Annotated in this window: 15 protein-coding genes and 1 pseudogene; 9 read left to right on the top strand and 7 right to left on the bottom strand. The window is 58.2% G+C overall.

Annotation, left to right across the window (positions count from 1 at the left end; all coding sequences use genetic code 11):
* The first annotated feature begins 362 nt into the window (after positions 1-362).
* Both Bravens_RS02230 and Bravens_RS02235 read left to right on the top strand, forming a co-directional pair.
* A pseudogene (locus tag Bravens_RS02230) lies at positions 363-1,425 on the top strand (IS110 family transposase).
* Positions 1,426-1,491: 66 nt separating this feature from the next.
* Positions 1,492-2,346: a hypothetical protein gene (locus Bravens_RS02235; protein ID WP_062019923.1), complete on the top strand. Its 855-nt coding sequence runs from the start codon at positions 1,492-1,494 to the stop codon at positions 2,344-2,346.
* Between the two features lie 27 nt (positions 2,347-2,373).
* Here Bravens_RS02235 and Bravens_RS02240 read toward each other — a convergent pair whose 3' ends face one another.
* Positions 2,374-2,997 (bottom strand): N-6 DNA methylase, encoded by a 624-nt coding sequence (locus Bravens_RS02240; RefSeq protein WP_062019924.1) that lies wholly within the window; start codon positions 2,995-2,997, stop codon positions 2,374-2,376.
* Between the two features lie 439 nt (positions 2,998-3,436).
* Positions 3,437-4,603, bottom strand: a complete 1,167-nt coding sequence (locus Bravens_RS02245) for an ATP-binding protein (RefSeq protein WP_062019925.1) — start codon at positions 4,601-4,603, stop codon at positions 3,437-3,439.
* A 256-nt stretch (positions 4,604-4,859) separates the two neighbouring features.
* On the opposite strand from Bravens_RS02245, the gene dctP reads away from it, so the two are divergent.
* From dctP to Bravens_RS02260, 3 genes are read left to right on the top strand one after another with little or no spacing between them, the layout of a single operon-like run.
* Complete coding sequence (gene dctP, locus Bravens_RS02250; protein WP_062019927.1) at positions 4,860-5,942, top strand: TRAP transporter substrate-binding protein DctP; 1,083 nt, start codon at positions 4,860-4,862, stop codon at positions 5,940-5,942.
* On the top strand, positions 5,939-6,553 hold the full coding sequence (locus tag Bravens_RS02255) for a TRAP transporter small permease subunit (RefSeq protein WP_062019928.1): 615 nt from the start codon (positions 5,939-5,941) through the stop codon (positions 6,551-6,553). The genes dctP and Bravens_RS02255 overlap by 4 nt, the downstream gene beginning before the upstream one ends.
* Positions 6,550-7,908: a TRAP transporter large permease gene (locus tag Bravens_RS02260; RefSeq protein ID WP_062019930.1), complete on the top strand. Its 1,359-nt coding sequence runs from the start codon at positions 6,550-6,552 to the stop codon at positions 7,906-7,908. Before Bravens_RS02255 ends, Bravens_RS02260 begins: the two co-directional genes overlap by 4 nt.
* 967 nt (positions 7,909-8,875) lie before the next feature.
* Here the strand turns inward: Bravens_RS02260 and Bravens_RS02270 are convergent.
* Both Bravens_RS02270 and Bravens_RS02275 read right to left on the bottom strand, forming a co-directional pair.
* Positions 8,876-9,343 (bottom strand): class I adenylate-forming enzyme family protein, encoded by a 468-nt coding sequence (locus Bravens_RS02270; protein WP_062019933.1) that lies wholly within the window; start codon positions 9,341-9,343, stop codon positions 8,876-8,878.
* On the bottom strand, positions 9,340-10,104 hold the full coding sequence (locus tag Bravens_RS02275) for a Cna B-type domain-containing protein (RefSeq protein WP_062019935.1): 765 nt from the start codon (positions 10,102-10,104) through the stop codon (positions 9,340-9,342). Before Bravens_RS02275 ends, Bravens_RS02270 begins: the two co-directional genes overlap by 4 nt.
* Before the next feature lie 234 nt (positions 10,105-10,338).
* Here Bravens_RS02275 and Bravens_RS10830 point away from each other — a divergent pair, with 234 nt between their 5' ends.
* Both Bravens_RS10830 and Bravens_RS10510 read left to right on the top strand, forming a co-directional pair.
* Complete coding sequence (locus tag Bravens_RS10830) at positions 10,339-10,719, top strand: HNH endonuclease (RefSeq protein WP_082790979.1); 381 nt, start codon at positions 10,339-10,341, stop codon at positions 10,717-10,719.
* 804 nt (positions 10,720-11,523) lie between these two features.
* Positions 11,524-11,799 carry a hypothetical protein gene (locus tag Bravens_RS10510; protein ID WP_145990155.1) on the top strand — a complete coding sequence of 92 codons (276 nt, stop codon included), beginning with the start codon at positions 11,524-11,526 and terminating at the stop codon, positions 11,797-11,799.
* 62 nt (positions 11,800-11,861) lie between these two features.
* Here the strand turns inward: Bravens_RS10510 and Bravens_RS02280 are convergent, their stop codons facing one another.
* The 3 genes from Bravens_RS02280 to Bravens_RS02290 form a co-directional block, all read right to left on the bottom strand.
* A complete protein-coding gene (locus tag Bravens_RS02280) occupies positions 11,862-12,233 on the bottom strand; it encodes a hypothetical protein (protein ID WP_062019938.1) in 372 nt (123 codons plus the stop codon).
* A complete protein-coding gene (locus Bravens_RS02285; RefSeq protein ID WP_157452685.1) occupies positions 12,221-12,397 on the bottom strand; it encodes a hypothetical protein in 177 nt (58 codons plus the stop codon). Before Bravens_RS02285 ends, Bravens_RS02280 begins: the two co-directional genes overlap by 13 nt.
* A gap of 215 nt (positions 12,398-12,612) precedes the next feature.
* Positions 12,613-14,196: a class I adenylate-forming enzyme family protein gene (locus tag Bravens_RS02290; RefSeq protein ID WP_062019942.1), complete on the bottom strand. Its 1,584-nt coding sequence runs from the start codon at positions 14,194-14,196 to the stop codon at positions 12,613-12,615.
* A gap of 191 nt (positions 14,197-14,387) precedes the next feature.
* Here Bravens_RS02290 and Bravens_RS02295 point away from each other — a divergent pair, with 191 nt between their 5' ends.
* Positions 14,388-15,029: a TetR/AcrR family transcriptional regulator gene (locus Bravens_RS02295; RefSeq protein WP_062019944.1), complete on the top strand. Its 642-nt coding sequence runs from the start codon at positions 14,388-14,390 to the stop codon at positions 15,027-15,029.
* Positions 15,026-16,216 (top strand): acyl-CoA dehydrogenase family protein, encoded by a 1,191-nt coding sequence (locus Bravens_RS02300; protein WP_062019946.1) that lies wholly within the window; start codon positions 15,026-15,028, stop codon positions 16,214-16,216. Before Bravens_RS02295 ends, Bravens_RS02300 begins: the two co-directional genes overlap by 4 nt.
* Positions 16,217-16,246 lie beyond the last annotated feature (30 nt).

Here is a 16,246-nt window from a genome sequence, read left to right on the forward strand (position 1 = left end):
ATGAACCAGCCCTCAATGGGGGCCACAACACAGTTATGTCTCACGTGACTTGACCCGGTCAAAGTTCATGAAGAACAGCATCCAAGCATGCCTGAGGGCGTGCACTGACGGGCCGGAGTCGAAGTGCCCGTTACATTCATTGGCGGGTCCTCAAACGGGGATCTGGTCGCTGGCCCTGGTATGGCTTTCTTGCCCTGTCACTGATCATCCGGAGGGGTGTTGCCACCAGGAATCCAGGACGCGCGTTGACTGCCAATAGGGACGCGGCCGGACGAACTCGTCCAGGTCTCTTCGTAACGTGGACGCCAGCATCGGGTGTCACGACACCGGCGACCGGGCAGCAGCAGGCGAAGAAGCCTGTCATGACAGCCGAATACGACACCGCGCTGGGACTCGACGTCGGGAAGTCCACCCATCACGGCTGCGCTCTGACACCCGAGGGGCAGCGCGTGTATGACCATGAGCTGCCCCAGGACGAAACCGCCTTGCGAAAGGTCTTCACCGACCTGCAACAGCACGGGGCGGTGCTCATCGTCGTGGATCAGTCGAACACGATCGGGGCGCTGCCGATCGCGGTGGACCGCGATTCCGACATCCTGTCAGCATTGAAGGTGCTGTCCGGATTCGACGAGGACTTCACCAGGGAATCGACCCGCGTAATCAACCGGCTACGGTCCCTGCTGGTTCAGGTCCACCCCTCCCTGGAGCGTTTCCTCGCCGGGGCCGTGCTCTCACGAGCAATCGTGCTAGAGCTGTTCAGCCGCTACCACGGGCTCGCCGGACTCAAAGCTGCCGGCAAGGCCGGGGTGAAGCCGTGGGCGCGCAACCACAGCCGCAAGGGCCCCGGCCCGCTCATCGACCACATGTCCGCGGCGTTGACTGGGCAGACCATCACGCCCCCCCGGCGCCGAAGTAGTCGAGCTGGTCATCCCGCGGATCGCAACACAGATCAAGGAGCTCAAACATCAGCGGGACATCGTTGCCGGTGAAGTCGAGAAGCTAGTCGATGACCTCCCTCTTACCCAGATCTTGACCAGCATCCCGGGAGTCGGGGTCAAGACCGCAGCACAGATCCTCCTGGCCGCTGGTGACATGTCCGCGTCCCCCACCCCGGGCCACCTGGCTGCCTACGCCATCGCCCCAGTCACCCGTCGTTCGGGCACCTCGATTCAAGGCAAGTTTCCCTCACAAACCGGGAACAAGCCGTTGAAGAACGCCCTGTTCGGATCCGCATGGGCAACATCGTGTCACGACCCCTTACCGAAGGCGTACTACGACCGGAAACGGGCCAAGGGGAAACAGCACAACACGGCCGGCATGTGCCTAACCCGGCAACGATTGAACGTCATGCACGCAATGATGAAGCACGAGACGCTCTATGAACCGAGAATCCCCCCCCCCCTAACTGTCCGACAACAGCCATAGGGACACCCTCAATACGCTGGGACTCTTCTCGAGTCACTAGAACGGTTGTACAAGTAAAATAGAGCCATGAGCTTTCCGGCAACCGTGTTGCGCGTTCTCGTCGCATCCCCATCTGACGTACCCGATGCCCGAAATGCAGTCGAAGATGCTCTGCATTCATGGAACCGAGTCCACGCGACGACTCGGAATGTAGTCTTACTGCCGTGGCGGTGGGAGACCGGCTCTGTGCCTCTGCTCGGAGGTCACCCCCAGGAGATTATCAACGCTCAGGGAGTCGAAGGAGCCGACATTGTTGTCGCACTTTTTGGCAGCCGCCTCGGCTCACCAACACCAGATGCAGTGTCGGGAACAGTTGAAGAGATCGAACGTGCCGTCAACAGCGGGAAACCCGTACACCTGTATTTCTCAAGAGCCCCACTGCCACATGACGTCGATACTGCACAACTCGAGGGTCTCCGAAATTTCAAGAATAAAATCAGGGAGCGGGGATTGCTCGGAGAATTCGATGACATTCGCCAACTGGAGAACCAGATCTGGAACGCAATCGAACATGACCTTGCCAAGATCGATCCCTTCATTACTGAGGTACTCCATGCGCCGACCGGTGTCCGTTTCCGCGTTGACTCAAAGCGCGAACAACACGAAAAAGAAATCGATAAGCGCGGCAAGATCAAATACAAAACGAAATATTGGCTTGAAGTTACCAATATCGGCGATGAGGCCGCTGAATCCGTGAAATTTGAAGGGGATTCGTCGTCCGGGGTTATGCGCATCACCACCAATGATGAACCCATCACCCTAGAGCCTGGCAACGTTTGGAGGATCCCAGTCGTCTACGCAATGGGAACGTCGGGCCAGACTCTAACGATTAGTTGGATCGAGCACGACGAAGAGCGATCGAAGACCTTCAACGTTCAGTGACAACAGCCTCCTCACTAGTTGTACCAGTCAAACGGCTAAATCATAGTTCGCGCGCGTTTGTATCCAGCGTGGCATGAAAGTTTCACACACGCGGTTCACTCGGGTTTTGCCGATGGTCGTCAACCGAGCCAACAGTTCGCTGACTTCCTGCGGCGTGTAGTACTCACCACCGGATTTTCCGGCCTGTGATGCGTACATCTGCATGAGGAATTCGTAGGCATCACCAAACATGTCGATGCCCTCATCATGCTTTTCGCCCAGGTCAAGATCGCCGATGGCATTGAGAAGGTTCCTCAGCTTGTCATTTCGGCGCTCAACCGTGTTGCCCAGGCGGTTCGAATTGACGTCGAGGTCGTCGAACAATCCTTTGATGTCATCTTCGCTGCGGTGGCCGAGCGACGAGCCTTCGATGCTCTGGAAGACCTTTTCCAGTGTTTCATTGAGGTTGGGATCCTGCGCTGCACGCGCCCGCACGTTTTCGAACAGCTGGGAGGGAAGGATGAAGAAGCCCTTTTCATCCACCATCATTTCGCGGATCGGTTCGGCTTGGACATCGCTCAGATCCGCGTAGCGAAAGCCTGCTCCTTCGTTCGCTTCAATGAAGTTCGAGAGGTTCTCTGAGATGAAGCGGTAGAACAGCAGGCCCAGCACTTAGCTTTTGAAGTCCGAGCCGTCGACGGAGCCGCGGAGTTCCTTTGCGACCTGCCAAATGGTCCGGTGCAGACGATCACGCTGAACTTCACGCGAAAGAGCTTCCACAACAACCTCCACATACCGGGGCATACGGGTCCGACCCGAGCTTCACATCGTTAGTCAGATTAGACGGTTCAGCCTCAGAAACTAAGGCGCGCGTTGTCCCAGCGCGTCGCTTATGCCGCGGCTTCTGTCGAGGTCGTACCGTTTACGGCCTCGAAACAGGCACACGCGAGAAATTACGCCACAGCGTGGGACGTTTGTTGTTTGGCAAGCAGCGAAACCACCACCAGCATGATCACCGCTGCTGGCGCCGCCTCACAAGGGGCGCTCGATGACGGGAATCCACGTCCACTAATCCACCTTTATGAAAGTTCACGATTCTTATGATTACGCCTCAGAACGGGCGCTCACGCTTCAGAATGTATTCACGCGTGTAGGGCATCGTGAACGTCACGACGCCTCGTGCGGGCGACTCGATGACGCCTGCGGCCAACAACCGGTTGCGATAGGCCCCAGCATTGCGGGGGTCCATGTCCATGCGCTTGGCCACGTCGATGGTCATGGATGGCCCTTCGTCTGCAGACATGGCGTACAGATAGTCACGATCGCGTTTGGAGAGCCGAGCAAATGTAGGTTCGTGAATCTGCCGGTACATGGCCCGTTGAGCGTCTGCCGCCGCTTGACGCACGTGCGAGATCGTAATGACGTCTTCAATGCCTGCAAGTTTGAATGCCTCATCGCCGATCAACTGCACCAAGTACGGGTACCTACCGGAAGCCGCGACAGCCGCCTCTAGAGCCTGTTTCGACATCGATTTGCCCGTTTTCTCCAAAGGGCGGGTAAGCCCTTCCCGGGCTCCGGCCTCCGTTAGAAGCTCAAGGTCAATGCGCTCTGCACGCCGCAGGTACGTCGACACACGGTCATTCACCAGGTCATCGATGGAGGCTGGCAGGCCTGCGCCGACGAATGCGACGGGGGCTCGTTCGGAAACAGCGGCGCTCAGGGCATCTGTAACCTGACGCAGCTCATCGATATTTGATCTGTGCACCTCGTCCAGAGTGACGAGCAGTCCTGAACCCCGCTCAGCAAGTGCTTCAACTGCACGTATGAGCTGGTGCTGGAAATCGGGAGTTACGGGGAAACGGTCTTCACTTGTGGTGGAAACGCTGCCGCCGAAACCCATCACATTGAACCCTCCCCCGGTGATGCGCATGTTCGACTGCGATTCCCAATCGAGCGTCGCCATAGCTTCAGGGATTCGGGCCTCAGTCAACCGCTGAACAACACCTGGGCTGGCCTGGTCCTGAGCACATATCCAACCGCGCGACTGAGCGACCTTTTGAAACACCTTCAACATCACGCTCTTGCCCATACCGCGCTGTCCGGTGACGAGAGTGGCCTGGCCGCGAGCCCCGGGCCCCTCATCAAGCATCCGTGCGAAAGCATCAACCAGCTGCTGTCGGTCAGCCAGGCGGGGCGGAATCACCCCGAAGGTCGGCGTGAATGGCGAGCGCACGTAATCGCCATCGGGAACCGGCGGAATATCGAATGCATCAGTCATGTGCCACTCTCACGATCGCTTATGAAAGTTTATGATAATTATGATAACCGCTCTGACGTGACTCCGGCGATCCTGCACGAGCAGCGGCGGGGAGCCAACCAGACAGGCACCCGCAGTGCTGGAGCAAAGCGAGGGTCGCTGTCGCCGGAATGCGCTGAAATGCTGCAAAAGTCCTGCTCAGATAGCGATATGGTTCTATCGCCACCCACTTTTGTGACATAGGTTATACCCACACACAATCCACAAGGAGGTGGACATGGCACGCCCTAGCGCTCTTATTTCAGCAATGACAGCCCTCGCTCTGGTCACTGCAGCCGGATGCGCGCCAGGCTACGGAAAACAAACAGAAAGTGGAGACGGCACAATCGGCGCAGCATCGAGCTGCACCAGTCACAGTCTCCGACTGTCGCACCAATGGCCCGCAGCCCGCGATGGCGACAGTGACTTTCGATCACAGCTTGCCGAAGACTTCGCCAAAAAGGTCACAGAAGAAACCGATGGTGAAGTCAACATCAAGGTTTTCGCGAATTCGACGCTTTCTAAACCGAATGACCAGTACGACGCGATGCTTGCCGGTTCGATCGACGGAGCGATCATGCCTCTGGACTACGCATCCGGGCATGTCCCCGCGTGGTCGATCACTTTGATGCCTGGCCTCGTCCGCAGTCACACCGAAGCACAGGAATGGGACGAAGGTCCCATGGGCAAAGCAATAGATCAGTCAATGCTGGACAACGGGCTGGTCCGCCTGGTTCACGTTTGGAACGCCGGAGGGATCGGCTCGAAATCAGCCCCAATTGTCACGCCTGAGGACCTTCCTTCAGGAACGACGTTGAGGGCCGCCGGCAACTACGTGGAGCACATGCTCCATGAAGCCGGCGCAGGTATTACCAGCCTGCCCAGCTCCGAAATCTATTCGGCCATGCAGACCGGTGTTCTCGATGCCGCTGTCACGTCATCGAGTTCCTTCGCCTCCTACAGGCTCGAAGAGCTCGTGAAGTCTTACGTTTCGCCGACGAAGAACACCTTCTGGTTCATGTACGAACCCTTAGCGCTGACAAGAAGCGCTTTCGAACAGCTGTGCCCTGAGCAGCAGGAAATCCTGTGGGACGTAGCGGCAGACCTTCAAGAACAGTCCTACGCCGATTCAGAAGCCGATGACAAACGGGTCGAAAAGATCTTTGCCGATGCTGGTGTTGAAGTCACTCAAATTGACGATGAGGCTTTCGCCAAGTGGCTTCCGCTTGCCCGCAAACAATGGGATGCCTACAGCAAGGATGTGCCCGGCGGTGCTGAGCTCATGGAGCTTGCCAGGAAGAACGGACACGGTGAGCAATGAACCCGAAGAACAATACGGTTAAACCAGCCGTCTGCCGAATCATCGACACGATTTCCGAGGTTTCCGGCCTTGCTGCGGGCATTTCCATGATCGCCGCAACCCTGGTCACCGGGTGGGGAGTGTTCGTCCGCTATGTGCTCAAAGAGCCCACCGGCTGGCAGACCGAGGCAACTATTTACCTGCTCATCTGCGTGGCATTCCTCGGTGCCGCCTACGGAGTGCGACACAACGCCCACGTCGGCGTCGACCTCCTGCCAGAAGCCCTCCCTCTCAAGCCCCGCCTCGTCCTGCGAATCATCACGACCATCATGGTCCTCGCAGTTGTCGCGGTCGTTGCGTGGACTGGCGGAAAGATCTGGCTTCAGGCCTATGCGCTCGATACCCGTTCAGCGAGCGCCTGGGCACCACCCCTCTGGATTCCGTATGCCCTGATCCCCTTAGGGATGGGCCTCGTGTTTCTCCAGTACGTAGGGGAACTCATCGAAGCAGTGCTCGCTTTGATCGGCCGCTTGGATCCCAAACACGTAACCCTGCTGGGAAGCACGAGTGAAGCTGCCGAAACACAGGCGGACACTCTGCTTGAAGCATCAGGACAGGAGGAACAGCCATGAGTCCCCTGCTTTCCGGCGGACTGATCATTGTCATTTCGCTTGTTCTGTTCGCATCAGGCATGCCGATCGCCTTTGCTCTGGCGATCACCGCTCTGACAGCTATCCTCATCTTCCTCGGCCCCGAGCACACCGAACTCTTCGGCAAACTCACCTTCGATTCGCTCAACGACTTCGGGCTGCTGGCGATCCCTCTGTTCGTCCTCATGGGCAACCTTTTCGGCGGTTCGAAGGCGTCCCGTCAGCTGTTCGTCGCCGGTGAAGCATGGCTGTCGCGCATCCGAGGCGGACTGGCGATGAGTTCGGTCGTCGCCTCTACTGTCTTCGCAGCAATGACAGGGTCCTCCCCCGCAACCGCAGCAGCCATCGGGCGCGTTGCGATCCCTGAAATGCAAGCGCGCGGGTACTCCGCTCGAATCGCAACGGGTGCTGTGGCGGCAGGCGGAACTCTCGGAATCCTGATCCCACCAAGCGTCACACTGATCCTGTACGGCATTGCCTCGGAACAGTCCATCGGTCAGCTGTTCGCGGCTGGCATCATTCCGGGCATCGTCGTCATGATCATGTTCTGCATCTGGATCTACATTGCAGTCACACGCGATCAGAAGCGCCTCAGTGCAGAACAGTCGAACGGCGAAACCAGCCGCGTCATCGGAATGTCCGAAGACGGCCCTGTCACATGGACCTGGGGTGAGCGGTTTGCCGCCCTGGTGAAGGTTCTGCCGTTCGGCGCTCTCGTGGCAGCCGTTCTGTTTGTTCTGTACCGCGGTATTGCGACACCGAGTGAAGCAGCCGCCATCGGTGTCATCCTGGTTGCTCTGCTTGTGATCGTGTTCTACCGCGAACACAACGGCAAGGAGCTCCTCGGGGTGCTCCAGTCTTCGGTGTCTCAGTCCTCGATGATCTTGATGATCACAGCGTTCTCGGCAGTGATCGCCACGGTGCTGAGCTACCTGGAAGTGCCGCAAGAACTGGCATCGACGATCACGGACTTTGAGCTCAACCGCTGGATCGTACTGATCCTGATCAACATCGTGCTGCTGGTGATGGGACTGTTCCTACCGCCGGTATCCATCGTCGTCATGGTGACCCCCATCCTGCTTCCACTGATTCTGGAATTGGGATTCGACCCCATCTGGTTCGGCATCGTCATGACCATCAACATGGAAATGGGACTTATCACGCCACCGGTTGGACTCAACCTGTTTGTGATCAAGGGAATCGCTCCGAAGATCAAACTGACGGACATCCTGGCCGGATCAGCCCCGTACATCGTGGTGCTGGGCTTGGCAATTGTTCTGTTCTCGATCTTCCCCGAGATCGTCACGTGGCTACCTGAAGTCCTCTATAAGGACTAAGCCACCAACGGTCTAACTGAACAACGAAAACAGCTGCCCATTGGTTCGTTCCAATGGGCAGCTGTTTTCATGAGTTGCTGGCAATGCCAAGCGCCAGCAGAAGACGTCCTTTACCCTCAAGCTTCCACACAACGCAACCCTGCTGACCCTCCGCGGACTCTTCTCGCTGCCCCGAACCGAGGAGAGCAACAAGAGGGACGAAAAGACAGAAACGCAGCCCTCGAACCGGCATAAGGGACTGCGTAAGCACCCGCGCAAACCTCACGAGGCAAGAAAAGGCCCCGACCATTTGTGCATTGCCCTAGGGCAAGAGGCCTGGTCGGGGATCGATCGCAATTGACTCTACTCGTGGCGTTCCCTTGAAACAAGGGTCGGCCCACATCGAAATCCACTTAAGGCAGAACTTGGTGCCGGTTGAGGAAATCAGCAATTTCAGCGACGCTGCCCCGATTTTTCACGACTGTGATTTCAACAAACTCAGCTGCGATCATCTGTTAGCAAGGATGTCCAACGTTTCGCGCCAGTCGGCCCGAGCCTGATTCAAAAGCCTGTCGACATCCGCCGCTCTCGCATCCACAGCGTAAGCCCCAGGTTTGCGGGGTCCCTCACCGTGAAGCGACTGCTCGGTGCACCCGCGCGTGATGGCAGATTCCGAAGCAGTTTCGCCTCTTGCTTGGCCGCCGTCAGGACCTTCATAAGCCTCAGACCACAGCCTCTCACTGTTACTCATCAGCAACTCTCTGCCTCTACCGGACTGTCCAACGTACACTTCCCCAGCCGACACAAGCGTTTCGGAACAGACTATAAGCGGCGGGTGCCTTTCATTCTAGGGATCGCAAGTGGACATACCCCTGGGTTATAAAAAGCAATATCTCTGAACTGCCATCAACAAGACACCACGACAATGAAGGAGCGTCCCAGGAAAACCCGGAACGCCCCTTCACTCCTCACGAGCCACCTACCACGCTCACTCCCCCGCGGATTCGCTCCTCACGGCATCACGCAGGCGGTGCTTGAGGATTTTGCCCGACGGGTTGCGCGGAATGTCCCTGTACAGCACCTTCCTGGGCAGTTTGAACTTTGAGAGAGTCTGCGCTGCGTGCTCACGAATCGACTCCAGCGTGGGCGGGTTCTCCGGATCAGCCGGCACGACCACCGCAACAACCGTCTCCCCGTACACCTCGTGAAGATCACCCACAACAGCCACGTCCAGAACACCGGGGTGACCAGAGACAGCATTCTCCACCTCGGCGGAATAGATGTTCTTCCCACCGGAGATGATCATGTCCTTCATCCGGTCGACCAGCGTCATGAACCCATCAGATTCACGTTTTGCCAGGTCACCGGTGTGCAGCCAACCATCCCGGATGGTCTTCGCGGTCTCTTCCGGCTTGTTCCAGTAGCCCTTCATCATCGATTCGGACTTAAGAATCATTTCGCCGACCTCACCTTCGGCAACATCATTGCCCTCAGGGTCGACAATCCGATACACGCCATTCGGGTTCGCCCCACGGCCAGAAGCCCACGGGCGCTCCAAGATCTCCTCTTGCGCCTGACGAGAACCACACCGGTTCCGATCAGTGCGAGCGCCAGGGCGACAGCTGCACCGATTTCAACACCGGTACGAGGCAACGGCAACTGCGGCTCTTCAGGCGCGGGCGGCGTCGGCGTAGGTGTTGTTTCCGGAGTGGGTTCCGGCGTCGGCTCCGGCGTCGGTTCCGGAGTGGGCTCAGGTGTTGGTGGTGGGATCTGCGTGTTCGTGATGGTGAATCCATCCTTCGCATTGCCGCTCACCGTCGAAGTGAAGCCGTCCATGCTCAGCTCTTCAACCGAGTACTGAACCTCAATCTGTGTGCCGTCAACGGTCTTCGTCTTCGGCAGGCCCTTGAAGGTGTGCTTCCAGCCGTTGTCAGCATTCAGCTCAACCGGGTCACCCACAGGTGTCGACTTACCATCGACAGTCTTCACCAGCTGCACCTTCGCTGGCACGGTCCACTCAGCATCCAGCTCGGAACCATCAGCAGCCTTCCACACCTTTTCGACGGACACTTCAGAAACCGGTGGAATCTGCGTGTTCGTGATGATGAAGCCGTTTTCAGCGTCACCAGACACTTCGGACTTGAATCCGCTGACCGCGACTTCTTCGACCGAGTAGGTTACGTCCAGTTTCTTGCCGTCAACCTGGTGTGCGACCACTTCTACGTCGAACGCTCCACCGCGCACCAGAAGAAGTCACGGGCGCTGGGGCGGTTGGCGACGGCATTGTATGGGCCGAGTGGACTGTGAACCCACCCGCCAAAAGGTGTCGGCAAACGCGGATGACTTGCCCCAAACCAGCCCGTAACGTAGTAAGCGGTTGACAACTAGGCCAAGACCCCCAGACGCTCGGTAGCCCGTCTGGGGGTCTTGCCGTATTCGTGGGAGGTGGGTGTGGTACCGAGGAAACCGAAACGCTCCTGCTCCCAACCCGGCTGCCCAGAACTCACCGACCACCGCTTCTGCCCGGCTCACGCTCGTGCAGAAGACGAGCGGTACCGGACGTATCAGCGTGACCCTGCGATCAACAAGCGCTACGACCACCGCCGGCGCAAAATCCGCAACGCCTACATCCAAGCCCACCCGTTGTGCGAACAGTGCCAGACTCAGGGGCGTGTGACGCCAGCCCAAGAGGTTGACCACATCGTCCCGCTCGAAGATGGTGGCACGCATGATGAGGCGAACCTGCAAGCCTTGTGTAAGCCGTGTCATTCGTCCAAGACTGCGCGTGGTAACGACAGGTGGAGATACCGACGGCATGTGTATAAGAAATAATATGAGTAAGTTTGAACTGGGAAAGTATCACTGTTTTTACGGCGATGGCATGGGAGCGGGAGTAGCTGACTCCATTCGCTCTTTATTCCAATAATCACTCTGTTCAACAGGCGCTTGCGTTGATGTTGGAGAGTCCTGCACTGGAGTAGCTTGCCGTGAATAAAAGGCAAGAAAAACTATCCCGATCACAAGGCAGATAATAAATATTGCGACCGATATAGGCAACCAACGCCTCTTTGTCAGGCTCATTTAATACCTTGGAAAAGATTTTTTACCGCGTCATCGAAAGGTGTAGAAATCAGTAACTTACTTCCTGAAGTTGTACGGCGAGATGTTACACCGAAAACATGTCCCAGATTCGCATCGATTCTTGTTCGTAGCCAGGGGCCTCCACTTGCTCCACCGGTCATGTCGCAGGGCATTATCATGTCGCTGGACCAGAAACGCCACTTCTTGGTATTCCCATCACAGTAGTAAGGAGTTGTGCCATCGTAGGGTTTTTCTGCAGGCCAACCCCATATTCTCACTCCAGTTTGATTGTGTCCATAGTTATAAGCAAGTCCATTGCCACCGGCTTCCAGGCCACTCGAACAAGCCCTTCCCAGCTTTCCACATACCAGCTCTCAATGGGGGCCATAACACAGTTATGTCTCACGTGACTTACTCGGCCAAGGTTCATGAAGAACAACATGCAAGCAGGCCCGAGGACGTGCACTGACGGACCTGAGTCGCTGTGCCCCCTTGAGCCCCCACCTCACAAGCGGAACTGGAAGACGCCTGATCGGCTGAATCTCCACCTCGTACGTGGGTGATGTGTCCTGGAGCCCAGGACGCATCGCCCACTTTGCTTTTGGGATACTCTCGACCCGCTTAACCCTCAAGCCTCACAAAGCCCCCTCTTTCGTAACAATCGCGGGGCACTATCCGGCAAACTACGTCACCTGGTTCATGAAAAAGGACCCTGCCATGGCGAAATTGGGTCTGAAACTTCCCGCGCCGATCAAAGTGCTCATCATCGGCTTCATCATGATGCTGGCCTTGCGATCATCACCGAAACCTTCTGGCTTCTGTGCGAGCTGATCACCCTTATCTACGCAACCCTGCGGACTCACTTCGGACCAACCACCCCGCCAACTGTCAGCTCAGCTGAGGTCACTGATCGACGGCAAACGCGACGGATAGTCGTCGCTGAAGCTGGAGAACTCCAACCAGCCGATAAACCCGCCACTCACAAACAAGTTCGCCTGCCATGGCGTACCGTTGACGTCCATCACCAAGACAACGTGCTGCTCGGTTGAAGCACGGTAGTCACCGCCATGATCAGCCTCGCCCTTGCGGTTCTGATATGCGAAATCAAGGCACGGGCAATTGTCCAACTCGCACCCGGACTCAACCATCAGGCAGTCAACCTGCTGGGTTAGTTTTGCCCGGTCAATGTCCGCCGCGGTGTCGACCCACCCATGCTCACACATGTGCCGGACGAAGCCGGTTTCCTCTTGCGTCAGCGCACGCACCGGCCCACCACCTTCGGTCTCTTGAAGACTAATCCGCTGTTGATAACAGCGAACACCTCGGCCAGGTTTTCAACCTCATCAACCGACAAATAGTCGTACGTACCGCGGTCAACGACACACAGTGATTTCAGTTTGTCGTCGAGATCAGTAAGCACTGCGACCATGGCACAGATCATATTCCCTCAAGGTGCTGACTCGGCACATTCTGTCGATACAGAAACCAAGCCCGGCAAGGCAAACGACCCTGCAACCACCCGATGGCGGATTCCGACGCAGTTTCGCCTTTTCCATGGCCGCCTTCTGGTCCGCCACACCAGTGAAGGGGCATCCCAGGAAGACCCGGAACGCTCCTTCACTCCTCACGAGCCACCTACCGGGATCACTCCCCCGCGGATTCGGCCCTCACGGCATCACGCAGGCGGTGCTTGAGGATTTTGCCCGACGGGTTGCGCGGAATGTCCCTGTACAGCACCTTCCTGGGCAGTTTGAACTTTGAGAGAGTCTGCGCTGCGTGCTCACGAATCGATTCCAGCGTGGGCGGGTTCTCCGGGTCAGCCGGCACGACCACCGCAACAACCGTCTCCCCGTAGACCTCGTGCAGATCACCCACAACAGCCACGTCCAGAACACCGGGGTGACCAGAGACAGCATTCTCCACCTCGGCGGAATAGATGTTCTTCCCACCGGAGATGATCATGTCCTTCATCCGGTCGACCAGCGTCATGAACCCATCAGATTCACGTTTTGCCAGGTCACCGGTGTGCAGCCAACCATCCCGGATGGTCTTCGCGGTCTCTTCCGGCTTGTTCCAGTAGCCCTTCATCATCGATTCGGACTTAAGAATCATTTCGCCGACCTCACCTTCGGCAACATCATTGCCCTCAGGGTCGACAATCCGATACACGCCATTCGGGTTCGCCCCACGGCCAGAAGCCCACGGGCGCTGAAGAATCTCCTCGTGCGTGAGCACCGCCCCACCGGGACCACCCTCAGTCAGGCCCGTACCCTGGGTCAGCCGAGCATTCGGGAACGCATCAATAACCCTGGTGACCAGCGAACCCGGCATGGGTGCCGCCCCGTAGAAGATCCGCTGCATCGACGAAACGTCAATGCTTTCCACATTCGGCACCCGCAGCATGAGCGCCAACATGGTCGGCACCGCAAACGTGAACGTGCACTTGTGTTTTTCAATTGCGTTAAGCGCATCCTGCGGGTCGAACGTCGGACGGATGACGATCGCGCCAGCGGCCAGAATCGTGGGGAACAGAACGTTCGTCAACGGCGCCGAGTGGTACATCGGCGCAATCATCAGCACCCGCTCACCCTCGTGCAGACCCGTGCTCAAGCCCAGCGACAGACCGGCCCAAATGGCCGCGTGATGATCCAGGACCGCTCCCTTGGGATTACCCGTAGTTCCCGAGGTGTAAAGAATGAGCGCGTTATCGCTCTCCTCTACCGCTGTGCCCAGGTTGGTGTCATCGGCCCGGGTTGCCAGGGCGAGCGCGTCTGTGAACCGGTCAGCACCCGGGGTCGAGGGGTCAACAGGACCGAGGCTCAGACCGATGGGGGCTTCGGGGGCGGGGGTCTCTTCTTCCCCACCGCCGAGGTGGTTGAAGGCATCCGCTGATGGCTTGGCAAGTGCCGGGTGGGCAACAAAGGCCTTCGCACCGGAGTCACGCAGGAAGTACGCCAGTTCCGGGCCCGTGGACTGGGGGTTGGCCGGGGACAGAACAGCCCCGAGCTTGAACACCGCATAGGCGGCAACCACGAAGTACGGGCTGTTGATGCTGTTGAGAACCACGCGGTCACCCTTGCCCACACCGTGATCGGCCAGCACTCGGGCGAACTGATTGGCCGCGGCATTCAGCTGCGGATAGGACATGGTGAGCTCGTCGCTGATGAGCGCTGTGGCCTCAGGCCGGCGCTGTGCTGTGCGTTCAAGAATGGTGGACAAGTGGGCCATGGGTGATCCTTTCGCGTCTTTGAGATGGTCATCCCGACCTACGGGGGCTCTCCTTCAAACCCCTGTTGTTCTCCAAGTGTATTGGTTATTATCCATTTGGAGAAGAGTGAAGACCGGGACTTCGGAAACATCCGAAACCACTGGCCCGAAAACGGCCTCACAACGGGACCCCAACACGAGAGGACACGCACATGGCTGACGTGACACGCAGCGATATGTCCTCAAAAGCGCGCATCCGCACAGCAGCGCTCAAACTGTTCGCAGCACACGGCCACCACGCTGTGTCACTGCGGCAAATCGCCGAAGCCACCCCGATTGCCCACGGCTCGGTCGTCCACCATTTCGGCAGCAAAGCCGGGCTCATCCGGGCAATCGAAGATGACATCCTCGCCCGTCTGAGGGAAGCCCTCGACGACCTCCCACCCGACATCAGCACCGCCGAGGAACTGCGTCGGATCCGCGACGCCAACGTCGGGCGCTTGCTGGAGGCCAACCCCGAGATCGTCGACTACACCCGGCGCATCCTGCTGGCCCCGGGAGCGGATGCCGAGGGCGCCTCGGGCCTGGCCCACCGGATAACCGAACTCACCCGCGACGTGATCCGGGGTGCCCGCAGTGCCGGCTTTTCCACCTCGACTGGGCCCGAAGCAGTCCAAGTAGCCGAACTCCTGGTGCGCTACCTGGGCCGGCTCTTCCTGGTGCCCATGCTCGACCACATATGGGACGGCCTCGAAAACTCAGACGGACTGCCCCCGCGCAGCACCACTGACCTTGCCGTCCGTGTCACCTACACAAGCGACACAACCGAACCCCACACAAAGGAGCACACATGATCCTGGATAACTACCGCGGAACCTGGGAAGACGAAGACACCAGCGAACTGCGCAAACTGACCCGCGAATTCATCGCCAACGAAATCACACCCCACCAGGAACGCTATGCCGAACAGCACCGCGTTGACCGCGACGTGTGGCGCAAAGCCGGGCAGGCCGGGCTGCTGTGCATCTCGGTGCCCGAAGAATACGGCGGCGGAGGCGGCGACTTCCGCCACGAAGCGATTGTGCTGCACGAACAGGGACTCGCCTTCGACGACGCGTGGGGCTACTCCGTGCACTCGTCCATCTGCGCGCACTACATCCTCGAATACGGCACCGAAGAACAGAAAAAAGCCTGGCTGCCGAAACTGGCCTCCGGCGAATACGTCGCAGCAATCGCCATGACCGAACCCGGCACCGGATCCGACCTGCAGTCCATCCGCACAAAGGCTGTGCGCGATGGCGACGAATGGGTCATCAACGGCTCCAAAACCTTCATCACCAACGGCACCCACTGCGACCTGGTGATCATCGTGGCCCGCACCTCGGACGAACCCGGGGCCAAGGGAATCTCGCTCATCGTCGCCGAAGTCGGCGGCGAAGACGTTGTCGGTGATTCTGGAACGTGGGCGACTGGCTTTGAGCGCGGCCGCGTGCTCGACAAAATGGGCATGCGCGGACAGGACACACGCGAACTGTTCTTCACCGACATGCGGGTTCCGGTTGGGAATGTGCTTGGCGGCGAGGCCGGCGAAGACAAGGGCTTCTACCAGCTGATGAACCAGCTGCCGCAGGAACGTCTGGCGATTGCCGTCGGCGGTGCCGGAGTCGCCGAAGCCGCAGTGCGGGCGGGTATTTCTTATGCCAAGGACCGTGAAGCGTTCGGAGTGCCGATCGTCAAATTCCAGAACACCAAATTCGTTCTGGCCGAAGCATCCACCGAAGCACTGGCCGTACGCACGTTCGTCGACCACGCGATTGCCGAACACACCGCTGGCAAGCTTTCCACCGAAAAGGCCTCAGCCGCCAAATACTGGGCAACCGACATGCAGAACACCATCGTCGACAAAGTGCTGCAGGTCTTCGGCGGCTACGGCTTCATGAACGAATACCCCATCGCGAGGACTTTAGTCCGAAGCGATGAACAGAAGATCTACGGCGGCACAAACGAAATCATGAAGGAACTCATCGGCCGGGGGTTGTGAGTTACCAGCGCCGGGGTGGCCGGAAGGTGG

Source organism: Brevibacterium ravenspurgense (assembly GCF_001584615.1).
In the GTDB taxonomy this organism is placed as follows: Bacteria; Actinomycetota; Actinomycetes; order Actinomycetales; family Brevibacteriaceae; genus Brevibacterium; species Brevibacterium ravenspurgense.